Genomic DNA, 12,840 nt, shown 5'->3' on the forward strand with positions numbered 1-12,840 from the left:
GGGGGACGGCACCAGCGCGGCGGGGCGGCCCTTGCGCGGTGCCCCTGAGATGGGGTTGGTCAGTTTTGTAGGTTGTGTATTTAAAAAAGATAGCTGCTTGCGCAATACCGATGCGCGCTACAGCATGATTGGATTGGATAAACAATGAACGCCCGTGTGGATACCTCTGTGTTGAACCAGCTCAGCAATCGCCACCTGGATGCGCTGGAAGAAGAAACCATCTTCATCCTGCGCGAAGTGGCTGCCGCTTTTGAGCGCCCTGCGCTGCTGTTTTCGGGCGGCAAGGATTCGCTGGTCATGCTGCGCTGCGCGGAAAAAGCGTTTGGCGTGGGCCGCATTCCCTACCCGCTCTTGATGATCGACACCGGCCACAACTTCCCGGAAGTGACGGACTTCCGCGATCTGCGCGCCAAGGAGCTGGGTGCCGAGCTGATTGTGCGCAGCGTGGAAGACTCCATGGCACGCGGCACGGTGCGCCTGGCCCACGCCGAAGAGCCCCGCAATGCGCACCAGTCGGTCACGCTGCTGGAAGCGATTGAAGAATTCCGCTTTGATGCGCTGATCGGCGGTGCCCGCCGCGACGAAGAAAAGGCCCGCGCCAAGGAGCGCATCTTCAGCCACCGCGACAGCTTTGGTCAGTGGCAGCCCAAGGCCCAGCGCCCCGAGCTGTGGACGCTGTTCAACACCCGCATTGCCCCGGGCGAGCATTTCCGCGTGTTCCCCATCAGCAACTGGACCGAGCTGGACGTGTGGCAGTACATCGAGCGCGAACAGATCGCCCTGCCCAGTCTGTACTACAGCCACAAGCGCGACATCGTCGAGCGCAAAGGCCTGCTGGTGCCCGTGACCGAGCTGACACCGCCCAAGGATGGCGAGCAAGTCGTGGTGCGCGATGTGCGTTTTCGCACCCTGGGCGACATCACCTGCACCTGCCCGGTGGAGAGCACGGCCGCTACGGCCGCCGACATCGTGATCGAAACGCTGGCCGCCGATGTGAGCGAGCGCGGCGCGACGCGCATGGATGACAAGACCAGCGAGGCTTCGATGGAGAAGCGCAAAAAGGATGGGTATTTCTAAGGCACCCCCTGAGCGGCTACGCCGCTTCCCCCTCTCTGGCGCTGCGCGCCGGAGGGGGACGACACCAGCGCGGCGGGGCGGCCCTTGCGCGGTGTCTCTGAGTTGGGGTATGCCTGTTCAAAGAGATTGGGCGTGCTTGCACGCTGAAAGAATGCGATGACTGAAACTACTAATTCCATAGCTGCTAGCGCAAACCCTTCAAGCGCTACAGGCCAGTTTGATCAAAATACTGATGCCGCTTCCGCGCTGCGCTTTATCACCTGCGGCTCGGTCGATGACGGCAAATCCACGCTGATTGGCCGTTTGCTGGTCGATACCCGCGCCGTGCTGCAGGACCAGCTGGCGGGCGTGACCAAGTCGGGCGAGACCGATCTGGCGCTGCTGACCGACGGCCTGGCCGCCGAGCGCGAGCAAGGCATCACCATCGATGTGGCCTACCGCTACTTCGCCACCGAATCGCGCAAGTTCATCATTGGCGATGCGCCCGGCCACGAGCAGTACACCCGCAATATGGTCACCGCGGCCTCCAGTGCCGACGCTGCCGTGGTGCTGGTCGATGCCACCAAGCTTGACTGGAAGAACCCCTCGCTGGAGCTGCTGGCCCAGACTCGCCGCCACAGCCTGCTGGTGCACCTGCTGCGCGTGAACTCGCTGATTTTTGCGGTCAACAAGCTCGACGCCGTGGCAGACCCGGCTCTGGCCTTTGCACACATCAGCGCTGCACTGCAGAAGTTCACCAGCTCTGCAGGCATCAAGGTCACAGCCACCGTGCCTGTGTCTGCGCTCAAGGGCTTCAACGTGGTCAACGCCACGGGTGACGGCTGGGCAGGCTATCAAGGCCCCAGCCTGCTGCAGCTGCTGGAGCAATTGCCCAACACCCCCACCGACAGCAACCTGGCTCTGGCCTTCCCTGTGCAGTGGGTGGAGAAGTTCTCGTCGTCTGCCGACACCAGCCAGGGCCGCCGCGTCTTCTGGGGCCGTGTGGCCACCGGCGTGGCGCAAGTGGGTGCACAAGTGCAGATTCTGCCCAGCGGCCAGCTGGCAACCGTGGCCGCCGTCATTGACCATGTCCGCGCCCCCCATGCCGTGAGTGCAGGTCTGTCGGCCGGCATCACACTGGACCGCGAGGTCGATGTGTCGCGCGGCGACTGGATTGTTGCCGCGCCCGTGGCAGCGCAAGTAGCCGATGACGACTTCGGTGACACAGCCGCCGTCAGCCCCTGGCCCGCGCAGCGCGAAATTACCGCCACCGTGGCGTGGATGGACAACGAACCCCTGGTTCCCGGTCGCGTGTACTGGGCGCTGCATGGCCACCGCTGGGTCAAGGCCAAGGTGCGCCGCCTCGTTCACCGCCTGAACATCAACACCCTGGCCCAGGAAGAAGCCCAGCAGCTTGATGCCAATGCCATTGGTCAGGTCGAACTGACGCTGCAGGAAGCCATTCCCGCCGCCCCCTTTGTTCAGGCCCGTCAACTGGGATCGCTGATTCTGGTAGATACCGCCAGCCACGCCACAGCAGGCGCTGTGCTGGTGCAGTAAAAAAACCGCTTTCGAGCCGGCCGTAAAGTGCGATCTGCGCATCAAACCAGATCGCACTGCGGCCTTATACGTGCCGGGTTCTGGCGCAGTTCAGGAAAAAACCTAAAATCACGGGGTTTTACCAATCCCCATCCAGAAGAAGAATCACCATGACTCACGTCGTCACCGAAAACTGCATCAAGTGCAAATACACCGATTGCGTGGATGTTTGCCCCGTGGACTGCTTCCGCGAAGGTCCAAACTTCCTGGTGATCGATCCCGACGAGTGCATTGACTGCGCCGTCTGCATCCCCGAATGCCCCGCCAACGCCATCTTTGCCGAAGAAGATGTGCCCGCCGATCAACTGGCTTTCATCAAGCTCAACGTCGATCTGTCCCAGCTCAAGACCTGGAAGAGCATCACCAAGCGCAAGGCTTCGCTGCCCGACGCTGATGACTGGAATGGCAAGCCAAACAAAGTGGATTTGCTCGAACGCTAAGCCATTCAGGGCGCGGACTGCGCTACGCTTGGCTGCATGAGCCTGTCCAACGCAACGCCCGACGCATCCCATCCCCAACAACCCGCCGTGGAAACCGACGCCATCATCATTGGCGCAGGTCCGGCGGGTTTGTTTCAGGCCTTTCAGCTGGGCCTGCAAGGCATTCAATGCCATCTGATCGACTCCCTGCCCCATGTCGGCGGCCAGTGCAGCCAGCTCTACGCGCACAAACCCATCTACGACATTCCAGGCATCCCGGTCTGTACAGGCCTGGAGCTGGTGCAGTTGCTGGAAAAGCAGATTGCGCCCATGGCCGTGCCTCGTCACCTGTCTCAGCAGGTACAGACGCTGGAGTCCATGCCCGATGGCCGCTGGCAGGTAGGAACCACCGCTGGCACGGTGTTTCATGCCCGCACGGTCTTTATCGCTGCAGGTGTAGGTGCTTTTGTGCCCAAGGCATTGAAAGCCACAGGCGTGGACGCCTTGGCTGATGGGCAGCTCTTTTATCACCCCAATCAACTGACTATGGTGCAAGGCCGCACTGTACTGGTCTATGGGGGCGATGAAGAGGCCGTGAATGCAGCGCTGCAATGCGCCGCTCAAGATGGCGCCCAAGCTAGCAAAACCTATCTGATGCACCGCCGCGACGCCTTCAATGCCGAGCCTGCACAGCTCGAAAAACTGCAGCAACTGCGAGACAGCGGCGCCATCGAGGTGGTGATCGGGCAAATCACCGAGGTACAGCACGAGGGCGGCCTGCTCAAAGCGGTGCAGTGGATGGATGGCGAGGGCAATGAGCACCCGCTGGCCACCGACCTGCTGCTGGTCTATCAAGGCATTTCCCCGCGCCTGGGCCCTTTGACCGACTGGGGCCTTGCGCTGGAGCGCAAGCAACTGGTGGTGGACCCCGCCACGCTGGCCACCAGCGCCGCTGGCATTTACGCGATTGGCGACATCGTGAACTACCCCGGCAAAAAGCGCCTGATTCTGTGCGGCTTTCACGAGGCCACCATGGCCGCATTTGCCGCTGCAGAGTACCTGCAAGGCAGCAAGCCGCTGCTGGAATACACCACCACCAGCGCACGCCTGCATGCCATTCTGGGCGTATCGCACTGAACAAGTCAGCGAGTGGGCCAACTGCATCATTTACTTGATATACCGGTGGCCCAGCACAGCCCCCAGAGCCAAAAGCACGGTGGATAAAGCCATTGCGCAATGCATGCCCCACATGAATTGCGCTGAATCTTCGCCTTGCGCAAGAAAGCCAAACACTGCGACGCCGAGCACGCCGCCAACCTGGCGAGCCGAGTTAAGCAAACCCGATCCAATACCCGCCTGACTGCGCGCAACACTGCTCAACGTGGCGTTGGTAATGACCGGAATGGTCAGCGAGATACCGACTCCTGAAAGCAACATGGGCACGATCATCAGTGCATAGGGGCTGGAGGAATTGGTTGGTAACAGCAGCAGATAGCCCAGAGCCCCCAGCATCAGCCCTGCAACAGTCAGTTGGCGTGCGCCTATGCGATTTGACAAAGGGCCCGCCAGCAAGTTGGTCAGCACCAGCACACCCATCATGGGGAGAAAGGAAAAGCCCGTTTGCTGCGCATCAAAGTGGCGAATACGTGAGAAAAATAGGCTGAGAATGAAAACCATGCCGTAGAAGGCAAAGTTGATGAGCAGCCCGATCACCGCGCTTGCGCTGACCGTGGAGTTTTGAAATAGCGAGAGAGGCAGCATAGGGGAGGCGCTTTGTCGCTCAATGCGTATAAACAGCGCAGCGCAGGCGACGAAGATGGCGAGGCAGGCAATAACGGGAGCGGCACTCCAGCCCTGACGACTGGCCTCTGTGAGTGCAAAAGTCAGACTGCCCAGAGCCGCAATGGCGGTGACTTGCCCTGCAATGTCGAAAGACCGCCCCTTTAGAGCAGACGAGAGGGTCGATGAGGGTGCATGGCGATATGTAAGCCATAGCCCGAGTAAGCCAATGGGTAGATTCACCAGAAAAATTCCACGCCAGCTTGTCCAGGTAACCAGCAAACCGCCCAGTACAGGGCCTGCAGCCAATGCAGCACCCCCTGCAGCCCCCCACCAACCTACAGCGCGGCTACGCTGAGCACTGTCTGGGAAGACTTGTTGCAGCAACGCCAGTGAGTTGGGCACCAGCAAAGCGGCCCCCAGTCCTTGCAATGCACGTGCAGCGATCAGCACAGGCATACCAGTTGCCAAGCCGCACAAAAGAGACGCTACGGTAAAACATGAAAAACCAAGCATGAACACCCGCTTTGCGCCAAGCCTGTCTCCCAGTGAACCGGCACTGAGCAACAAGGCTGCAAACACCAGCGCGTAGGCATTGACGACCCATTGCAAGCCAGTCATGCCGGAGTGAAAGGCTGTACTGAGGCTGTCAAGCGCCACATTAACGACGCTGACATCCAGCAGCACCAGAGCAAAACCCAGACAGGCGGCAAACTGCACATACCTCTGCTGAAGGATACTGGTTGCGGCCTGTGCAGGCGGTGTTGTCGCTGAAGAAATAGTTGGCATTGGCTGACCACGCTTTCGAAAGGGGGTAATAAGAGGCAAGCGTAGGCAGCGGCCATCTATGCGTAAATTCCATAAATCTGCACACCATCTGTGAAATAACGCACAGAGAATCTCTCATGATGGATTGGGAAAATCTGCGCCACTTTGTGGCCCTGGGTCAGACAGGCAGCCTGTCTGCGGCTGCGCGGCTGCTGAAGGTCGACCATGCAACGGTGAGCCGTCGTTTGCAGGCGCTAGAAGGTGAGTTGAAAACCCGATTGGTAGAGCGCTTGCCGCGCTCCACCCCGCTCACCGAGGTGGGACAGCAGGTGCTGGCGCTGGCTCTACAAATGCAAGCTAGCGCCTATGGGATTGAACGACTAGCGCTGGGCCAGAGTTCACAAATGAGCGGAAAAGTCACGCTGAGTGCACCGCCCATTCTAGCCAGCCAGTTTTTTGCAGGCCTGATGCAGACTTTTCACGCCCTGCATCCGGGCATTCGCCTGGCGGTATCCAGCCAGGCACAGCAAATTTCCTTATCCCGACGCGAAGCGGATATTGCGGTTCGCCTGTCTCGCCCCAAGGATGCTGCCAATGTAGCGCGCAAGCTTGGCACCATGCCGTTTGGTCTGTATGCCAGCAAAGACTATGTACATGCGAGGTCACCATCGCAGTGGCAATTCATCACTTACGAAGAAAGCCTGGCAGAAACTGCGCTGCAGCGCTGGATGCTTGCCGCTGCCAATGGTCGACCCGTGGTGTGCGAAGTCAGCGACATTGTCAGCCAGCACATGGCTGCTCGTACCGGCGTCGGTGTCACGGCGTTACCCAGATTTTTAGCCGATAAGGATGCCACTTTGCAGCGCCTCCCCTTTGAAGACGCTGAGTTTGAGCCCGAGATCTGGCTGGTGCTTCATGCCGATCTGCAGAATTCGCGTGTGATACGCGCCGTGATTGATTTTGTAGTGAATGCCACAGAACCGTTTCGGGAACAGCTGCCTTAAAACGTGTGGATGATCTTTGCGCAGTGAATCTGCACCGGCTTACCTCTGAGCCACGGAGGCTCTGCCCACCTTCGGTCCGCGCACAACAGCAAACAGCAGGCATAAAAAAACCGCTATCCCATTTAGAGGGATAGCGGTATCAATCACGACGGGGTCTGGCCCCACCGCGCGCACTTCGCAAATTCTTTAGTGACTGTGTACCGGCTTGGCAGGAATGATGGGCACTTCCTTGCCATCCTTATCAAAGACCTTGCCGCCTTCCACGCGGTCACCGTCTGCCAGCATTTCCAGCACATGCTCACTCAGAGCACGGCCATAACCCGCTTCGAACACGGAAGGCTGATCCGAATTGCCTTGCTTGAAGTGGTTGAAGAGCAGATTCAGACCCACTGCCACCAGAGCTGTCGCGCTGATACCGGAGTGGAAGATGGTGGCAAACCATTCAGGGAACTGGTCGTAGAACTTGGGAGCCACCACTGGCAGCAGACCTGCGCTCACCGAAGTAGCCACAATGATCAGGTTCATATTGTTGTGGTATTCCACCTTGGCCAGAGTGCGGATGCCGCTGGCAGCCACCGTGCCGAACAGCACCAGACCTGCACCACCCAGAACCGAGGGAGGCACGCAGGCCACGATGCGGCCCATCACAGGCAACACGCCAAACACGATCAGGATCAGACCGGAGAACGCCACCACAAAGCGGCTCTTCACACCCGTCACTGCGACCAGACCCACGTTCTGGGCAAAAGCGCTCTGTGTAAAGCCACCAAAGATGGGAGCCACGATGCTGGACAGCATGTCGGCACGCAGACCATCGCCCAGACGGCGACCGTCCACGGGGCTGTCCACGATTTCGCCCACAGCCAGCACGTCGGCAGAGGTTTCCACCAGGATCACCAGAATCACGATGAACATGGAAATGGTGGCCGCCATGTCAAACGTAGGCCAGCCAAAGTGCAAAGGCGTAGGCACGGCAAAGATAGCGCCGTTGAAGACTTGCGAGAAGTCAGCCTTGCCTAAAAACACCGCCGCCACCGTGCCACCGACGATCGCAATCAGAATGGACAGACGCGACAGCATGGCGTTGCCCAGCTTGCTGAACAGCAGAACCAGGAACAGCGACAGACCCGCCAGACCGATATTGCCCATGCTGCCGTAATCCGCAGACTTGGCATTACCGCCCATGGCCCAGTGTGCAGCCACGGGCATCAGCGACATGCCGATCACCGTAATCACGCAGCCATTGACCAGTGGAGGGAAGAACTTGGTGATGCGCGAGAACACGGGCGCAATGATCAGACCCAGCACCGAGGAATACATCACGGCGCCGAGCACGCCTTGCATGCCGCCCCCCGTATGCAAGATGCTGACCATGGTGGCCACACCGGCAAAGGAAACGCCTTGCACCAGCGGCAGGCGACAACCAAAAAATGGAATTCCCAGAGTCTGCAGCAAGGTTGCCACGCCGCCCATGAACAGGCAGGCAGTCACCAGCAGGGGCGTGTCCGAATTTTTGTGTAAACGGTTCGGACTTCAATTGATGGAAATGCGGTCTCCGAACTGAATGGTAAAGCGGGTCAGCGCAGCCTTCCAATCCCGGATGGGCATGGTCCACTTCTGGCTGATGTTGCGCAGGGCCAGGTAGAACAGCTTGGTCAGCGCCTCGTCGCTGGGGAACGAGCCCCGGTTCTTGGTCAGCTTCCTCAGGCCCATGTTCACCGACTCGATGGCATTGGTGGTGTAGATGACCTTGCGGATTTCCGGCGGGTAGTCAAAGAACGGGGTCAAGCGGCTCCAGTTCCTGCGCCAGGACTGGCCGATGGGCAGGTACTCGGCATCCCAGCGCTGCTCGAATTCACCGAGCATCAGCTCGGCCTCCTCGGCGGTGGCGGCCGTGTAGATGCGTCTCAGGTCTGCGGCCACTTCTTTGCGACGCTTCCACGAGACGTAGTTCAGGCTGTGGCGCACCATGTGCACGATGCACAACTGAACCACTGTCCTGGGAAACACGGCCTCAATGGCTTCAGGGAAGCCCTTGAGGCCATCGACGCAGGCGATGAAGATGTCATGCACGCCCCGGTTGCGCAGCTCGGTCACGACCTGCAGCCAGAATTTGGCCCCCTCGGTCTGCGCCAGCCACAGGCCCAGCACCTCCTTCTCGCCCGTCATGGTGATGCCGATGGCCAGGTACACCGCCTTGACCCGCACAGCGCCCTCGCGCACCTTCACATGGATGCAGTCCAGATAGACGATGGGGTAGATTGCATCGAGCGGGCGGGCTTGCCAGGTCTTGACCTCATCGGCCACGGCGTCGGTCACCGAGGAAATCAGGCTGGGCGAGACCTCGGTGCCGTACATCTCCTCTAGGTGGGCCTGTATCTCGCGCACCGTCATGCCGCGGGCGTACAGCGAGATGATTTTGTCGTCGAAGCCGGCCCAGCGGGTCTGGTGCTTGGGGATGAGTTGGGGCTCGAAGCTGCCATGGCGGTCACGTGGCACCTCGATGGGCAACTCGCCGAAATCGCCCTTGAGGGTCTTCTTGCTCTTGCCATTGCGGGTGTTGCCAGTGGTGTTGGCTACCGCTTCGTTGCGTTCGTGGCCCAGATGCTCGGTCAGTTCGGCGTCCAGGGCTCGCTCCACCAGCAGCTTGGTCAACTGTTTGAGCAGGCCGTTCTCGCCGATGAGGTCTTCGGGTTTCTTGTAGTTGGCCAGCAGGCCAGACAGCAGTTCTTCGGGTACGTCGTGTTTCTTGGTGCTCATTGTGCTTACGGATAGGCCGGCTTGCGCCGGCGGTGGATTGTCCGTTTACACAAAATTCTGCACACCCTCACCAGCAGACCTGCATCCGCCGCCGACATGCCGGCAGCCTCCGCCACAATCAGTGGCACAGCCACAATGCCGCCATACATGGTGAGCACGTGCTGCAGGCCATACATCAAGTTGGCCGCGAAACCAAGGTTCTCGTCCTCAGGACGCTGAACACCTGCGTTGTTTGATGATCCGGATTGCTCGTTCATCGCTGTCTCCTAATACTCTTCCTGCTGACCAAGGCTCTGGTGGCCTTTTCTTTCAGTGACTTATCGTTTTCATTTACACGCGAAATCGCTGCCACCCAGACAGATGGCAGCCAAAGCGGCGCTATTTCATGCCAGCCCAATGCAGTCACACCTTCAGAACTGCTGGTGAGAGCTGACAACTCTTCACCATCTGGGACAAACAAGACTCAACCAGTGACAGCCCATGAAGCGGTTCTATGCGGCGAACCATTCCACTTTGCTATCAAAGCCATGCCGGTTAGGACATGATGTTGAGACTGTACGATCTCGGCACACCAAAATTGTCTACCGTTTTGTATACAAAGTCCTGACAAGAACTGTCCGAAGCAAAACGCCAGCTTTGGAGTCAGACCACAAAACGACCGCAAAACTCACCAAAAAATCACAAATCTATAGCAAGAGATCACCGGACAACGGCACATTCGCTTCAATCGTCTTCTGCGGCAGCAATCCCGGGAAACAGCACATCGGTAAAGCCAAATTGACTAAAGTCACGCATGCGCATGGGGTAGAGTTTTCCCCAGAGGTGGTCGCACTCATGCTGCACCACGCGCGCATGGAACCCCTCTACCGTGCGATCAATGGCGTCGCCATAAATATCAAAGCCCGTGTAACGCACCTTGCTCCAGCGCGGCACCATGCCCCGCATACCTGGCACTGACAGGCAGCCCTCCCAGTCAAGCTGCTCTTCTTCCCCTATTGGTGTAATGACTGGGTTAATCAATACCGTGCGCGGCACCACTGGCGCCTCTGGATAGCGCGGATTGGAAAGGCCTGAGCCAAAAACCACCATCTGCAGGTCTTCTCCAATCTGAGGGGCCGCCAGCCCTGCGCCATTGGCCGCATGCATGGTGTCCAGCAGATCCTTGAGCAAGAAGTGCAGCGCATCGGTATCAAACTCCGTCACCGGCTTGGCTGTGCGCAGCAAACGTGGGTCACCCATTTTCAAGATTGTGCGAATCGTCATGGCATTGAATTTCAGCCCACCCTGCCAATCAGAGTGCAAGCCGATCACTTTATGGTTTAGAACAAGCCCAAGCAGGGAACGCTGAACGAATCCAAAGGCTTTGGCATCTTCCAAAAGCATAGCGCGATGCCAACAGCCAATGCCACAGCCAAGGATTCAGAGCTTCTCCAGACATTTTTTGATGAAATTCTGGCGATCTTCTTCAGAGCCAAGTTTTACGTTCTATAATCCAAGTCTTCTTCCTCAATAGCTCAGTCGGTAGAGCGCCGGACTGTTAATCCGTAGGTCCCTGGTTCGAGCCCAGGTTGAGGAGCCAAGATTTCGATGCTTTGCGGATTTTCAAAGCATCACACCGACACATTCCTCAATAGCTCAGTCGGTAGAGCGCCGGACTGTTAATCCGTAGGTCCCTGGTTCGAGCCCAGGTTGAGGAGCCAAAAATTTAGACGCTTTGCAATCGTTCAAAGCACTGTCACACCGACACATTCCTCAATAGCTCAGTCGGTAGAGCGCCGGACTGTTAATCCGTAGGTCCCTGGTTCGAGCCCAGGTTGAGGAGCCAAAATTTAGACGCCTTGCAATCGATCAAGGCACTGTCACACCGACACATTCCTCAATAGCTCAGTCGGTAGAGCGCCGGACTGTTAATCCGTAGGTCCCTGGTTCGAGCCCAGGTTGAGGAGCCAAAATTTAGACGCTTTGCAATCGTTCAAAGCACTGTCACACCGACATATTCCTCAATAGCTCAGTCGGTAGAGCGCCGGACTGTTAATCCGTAGGTCCCTGGTTCGAGCCCAGGTTGAGGAGCCAAATAAAAAGCCCACATGTTCGCATGTGGGCTTTTTTCTTTGTCATTTCAGGCTGCCCGCACCACCCCGACTGCAGGGGAAACCTGAGGTGCATCCATCACCACAGGCTTGGCGGTCGAAATATGGGCCGCCGCACCGTAATGATGGGCCACCTCGGGCATGTGATGCGGGTCACCAGACTCCCACAGCCGCAACTCCTCCTCCAGACGCGCCGCGCGTTCGGCATACATCTGAGCCGAAGACTGGTAGTACTCGGCAGCAATGGAGTGCTCAAGCATGGCCATGCGAGCCTCTTGCAGATAGGCTCGGGTACGGCGGATGTAACGCGGCTCAGAGAAGCCAAAGCTGAAGAATTTTCCAAAAGCCATTTCCGCCTCCTCCTGTCTGCGGTGCACACATCCATTGCATGCATCCGGCAGCCAACAAATTCAGAGTAACTCAGCCCATCTTAAGCCCTTGTCCCATGAAAAGAGTTCAATTCGTAGGAACGCGGCTTACCTCCATGACCCATTGGTGAAACACCCCAGGCTGCAACCCACAGCACCCCGTAAAGCTGTGCAAAACTGCAAGCAATCCATCCCTTGACCGCACGATGACACACCACCTCCCATGGCTGCAACCCACCCAGGAATTTCCCCCGATTGATACCACCTGGGGAGACCAGGATCCGATTCCTGGATTGCTGGCAGCGGGCAGCACACTGGATGCCGCACATCTGCGCCTGGCCTACAGCAAGGGAATTTTTCCGTGGTTCAGCGAGGGGCAGCCCGTTCTGTGGTGGTCGCCCAACCCGCGCATGGTGCTGCACCCGCCCGAGTTCCGCCTGCGCCGCAGCTTGCGCAAGACACTGCAGAAGTTCAGCAGCAGCCCCGAATGCGAGATCCGCATCGATAGCGCCTTCAGCACCGTGATGCAGCACTGCGCGCAGACGCCACGCGAAGGCCAGCATGGCACCTGGATTGTGCAAAGCATCATTGACGCCTACAGCGAACTGCATCAGCAAGGCGCTGCACACAGTGTGGAGACATGGGTCGATGGCAGGCTGGTCGGCGGCCTGTACTGCGTGGCATTAGGCCGCGCCGTATTTGGCGAATCCATGTTTTCGCTGCAAAGCGATGCCTCCAAGATTGCACTTTCAGCCCTGGTTGCGCTGTGCCGGGCGCATGATGTGCCGCAAATCGACTGCCAGCAAGCTACTGCACACCTATCCTTCATGGGCGGACGCGAGGTCGCCCGCGCCGACTTTGCGCGGGTCGTCGAACAGCAGCGCCAGCGCCCCGATATGCAATGGAAGTTTGCCCCCGTATACTGGAATCAGTTGCTGAGCCAATCACCTGACAGCCCTCCCCAAACCGCTCCACCGCCAGCAGCTTCGGCCTGAAC

10 protein-coding genes, 5 tRNA genes and 2 pseudogenes are annotated in these 12,840 nt (G+C 58.6%); 11 read left to right on the forward strand and 6 right to left on the reverse strand.

Going from position 1 to position 12,840, the window contains the following annotated elements; genetic code table 11:
* The first annotated feature begins 144 nt into the window (after positions 1 to 144).
* The 4 genes from cysD (at position 145) to JDW18_RS14135 (ending at position 4,211) form a co-directional block, all read left to right on the forward strand.
* Positions 145 to 1,077, forward strand: a complete 933-nt coding sequence (cysD, locus tag JDW18_RS14120) for a sulfate adenylyltransferase subunit CysD (protein ID WP_218240063.1) — start codon at positions 145 to 147, stop codon at positions 1,075 to 1,077.
* Between the two features lie 156 nt (positions 1,078 to 1,233).
* The gene (locus JDW18_RS14125) at positions 1,234 to 2,616 is read left to right on the forward strand and encodes a sulfate adenylyltransferase subunit 1 (RefSeq protein ID WP_218240064.1); all 1,383 of its coding nucleotides are present in this window, start codon (positions 1,234 to 1,236) and stop codon (positions 2,614 to 2,616) included.
* A 149-nt stretch (positions 2,617 to 2,765) separates the two neighbouring features.
* On the forward strand, positions 2,766 to 3,095 hold the full coding sequence (gene fdxA / locus JDW18_RS14130) for a ferredoxin FdxA (protein WP_218240065.1): 330 nt from the start codon (positions 2,766 to 2,768) through the stop codon (positions 3,093 to 3,095).
* Between the two features lie 36 nt (positions 3,096 to 3,131).
* Positions 3,132 to 4,211 (forward strand): NAD(P)/FAD-dependent oxidoreductase, encoded by a 1,080-nt coding sequence (locus JDW18_RS14135; protein WP_218240066.1) that lies wholly within the window; start codon positions 3,132 to 3,134, stop codon positions 4,209 to 4,211.
* A 30-nt stretch (positions 4,212 to 4,241) separates the two neighbouring features.
* Here the strand turns inward: JDW18_RS14135 and JDW18_RS14140 are convergent, their stop codons facing one another.
* The gene (locus tag JDW18_RS14140; protein WP_218240067.1) at positions 4,242 to 5,681 is read right to left on the reverse strand and encodes an MFS transporter; all 1,440 of its coding nucleotides are present in this window, start codon (positions 5,679 to 5,681) and stop codon (positions 4,242 to 4,244) included.
* Positions 5,682 to 5,758: 77 nt separating this feature from the next.
* Here JDW18_RS14140 and JDW18_RS14145 point away from each other — a divergent pair, with 77 nt between their 5' ends.
* Entirely contained in the window at positions 5,759 to 6,625 is an 867-nt protein-coding gene (locus JDW18_RS14145) for a LysR family transcriptional regulator (protein WP_218240068.1), read from the forward strand.
* A 186-nt stretch (positions 6,626 to 6,811) separates the two neighbouring features.
* Here the strand turns inward: JDW18_RS14145 and JDW18_RS14150 are convergent.
* The 4 genes and pseudogenes from JDW18_RS14150 to def all read right to left on the reverse strand — a co-directional run.
* Positions 6,812 to 8,134 (reverse strand): annotated as a pseudogene (locus JDW18_RS14150) (nucleobase:cation symporter-2 family protein); the annotation flags it as partial.
* Between the two features lie 24 nt (positions 8,135 to 8,158).
* Entirely contained in the window at positions 8,159 to 9,385 is a 1,227-nt protein-coding gene (locus JDW18_RS14155) for an IS256 family transposase (RefSeq protein WP_218239608.1), read from the reverse strand.
* A 59-nt stretch (positions 9,386 to 9,444) separates the two neighbouring features.
* Positions 9,445 to 9,642 (reverse strand): annotated as a pseudogene (locus JDW18_RS14160) (purine permease); the annotation flags it as partial.
* Between the two features lie 466 nt (positions 9,643 to 10,108).
* Positions 10,109 to 10,648 (reverse strand): peptide deformylase, encoded by a 540-nt coding sequence (def, locus tag JDW18_RS14165; RefSeq protein ID WP_218243912.1) that lies wholly within the window; start codon positions 10,646 to 10,648, stop codon positions 10,109 to 10,111.
* Positions 10,649 to 10,888: 240 nt separating this feature from the next.
* Between def and JDW18_RS14170 the strand changes: the two genes are divergently transcribed.
* The 5 genes from JDW18_RS14170 to JDW18_RS14190 all read left to right on the forward strand — a co-directional run bounded on the left by JDW18_RS14170 (position 10,889) and on the right by JDW18_RS14190 (position 11,458).
* A tRNA-Asn gene (locus tag JDW18_RS14170) sits at positions 10,889 to 10,964 on the forward strand.
* Between the two features lie 45 nt (positions 10,965 to 11,009).
* Positions 11,010 to 11,085: transfer RNA gene (locus JDW18_RS14175), tRNA-Asn, on the forward strand.
* Between the two features lie 49 nt (positions 11,086 to 11,134).
* A tRNA-Asn gene (locus tag JDW18_RS14180) sits at positions 11,135 to 11,210 on the forward strand.
* A 48-nt stretch (positions 11,211 to 11,258) separates the two neighbouring features.
* Positions 11,259 to 11,334, forward strand: a tRNA-Asn gene (locus JDW18_RS14185).
* A 48-nt stretch (positions 11,335 to 11,382) separates the two neighbouring features.
* Positions 11,383 to 11,458: transfer RNA gene (locus tag JDW18_RS14190), tRNA-Asn, on the forward strand.
* A gap of 46 nt (positions 11,459 to 11,504) precedes the next feature.
* On the opposite strand, the gene JDW18_RS14195 is transcribed toward JDW18_RS14190, so the two are convergent.
* Positions 11,505 to 11,825 (reverse strand): hypothetical protein, encoded by a 321-nt coding sequence (locus JDW18_RS14195; protein ID WP_218240069.1) that lies wholly within the window; start codon positions 11,823 to 11,825, stop codon positions 11,505 to 11,507.
* A gap of 224 nt (positions 11,826 to 12,049) precedes the next feature.
* Between JDW18_RS14195 and aat the strand changes: the two genes are divergently transcribed.
* Entirely contained in the window at positions 12,050 to 12,838 is a 789-nt protein-coding gene (gene aat / locus JDW18_RS14200; protein WP_218240070.1) for a leucyl/phenylalanyl-tRNA--protein transferase, read from the forward strand.
* Positions 12,839 to 12,840: the final 2 nt, after the last annotated feature.

This window comes from Comamonas fluminis (genome assembly GCF_019186805.1).
In the GTDB taxonomy this organism is placed as follows: domain Bacteria; phylum Pseudomonadota; class Gammaproteobacteria; order Burkholderiales; family Burkholderiaceae_C; genus Comamonas; species Comamonas fluminis.

Bases quoted from the DNA above. Each gene is read 5' to 3' on its own strand.
- JDW18_RS14155 (WP_218239608.1), bottom strand. From the start codon at position 9,385: ATGAGCACCAAGAAACACGACGTACCCGAAGAACTGCTGTCTGGCCTG.
- def (WP_218243912.1), bottom strand. From the start codon at position 10,648: ATGACGATTCGCACAATCTTGAAAATGGGTGACCCACGTTTGCTGCGC.
- JDW18_RS14145 (WP_218240068.1), top strand. From the start codon at position 5,759: ATGATGGATTGGGAAAATCTGCGCCACTTTGTGGCCCTGGGTCAGACA.
- cysD (WP_218240063.1), top strand. From the start codon at position 145: ATGAACGCCCGTGTGGATACCTCTGTGTTGAACCAGCTCAGCAATCGC.
- JDW18_RS14135 (WP_218240066.1), top strand. From the start codon at position 3,132: ATGAGCCTGTCCAACGCAACGCCCGACGCATCCCATCCCCAACAACCC.
- JDW18_RS14125 (WP_218240064.1), top strand. From the start codon at position 1,234: ATGACTGAAACTACTAATTCCATAGCTGCTAGCGCAAACCCTTCAAGC.
- fdxA (WP_218240065.1), top strand. From the start codon at position 2,766: ATGACTCACGTCGTCACCGAAAACTGCATCAAGTGCAAATACACCGAT.
- aat (WP_218240070.1), top strand. From the start codon at position 12,050: ATGACACACCACCTCCCATGGCTGCAACCCACCCAGGAATTTCCCCCG.
- JDW18_RS14195 (WP_218240069.1), bottom strand. From the start codon at position 11,825: ATGGCTTTTGGAAAATTCTTCAGCTTTGGCTTCTCTGAGCCGCGTTAC.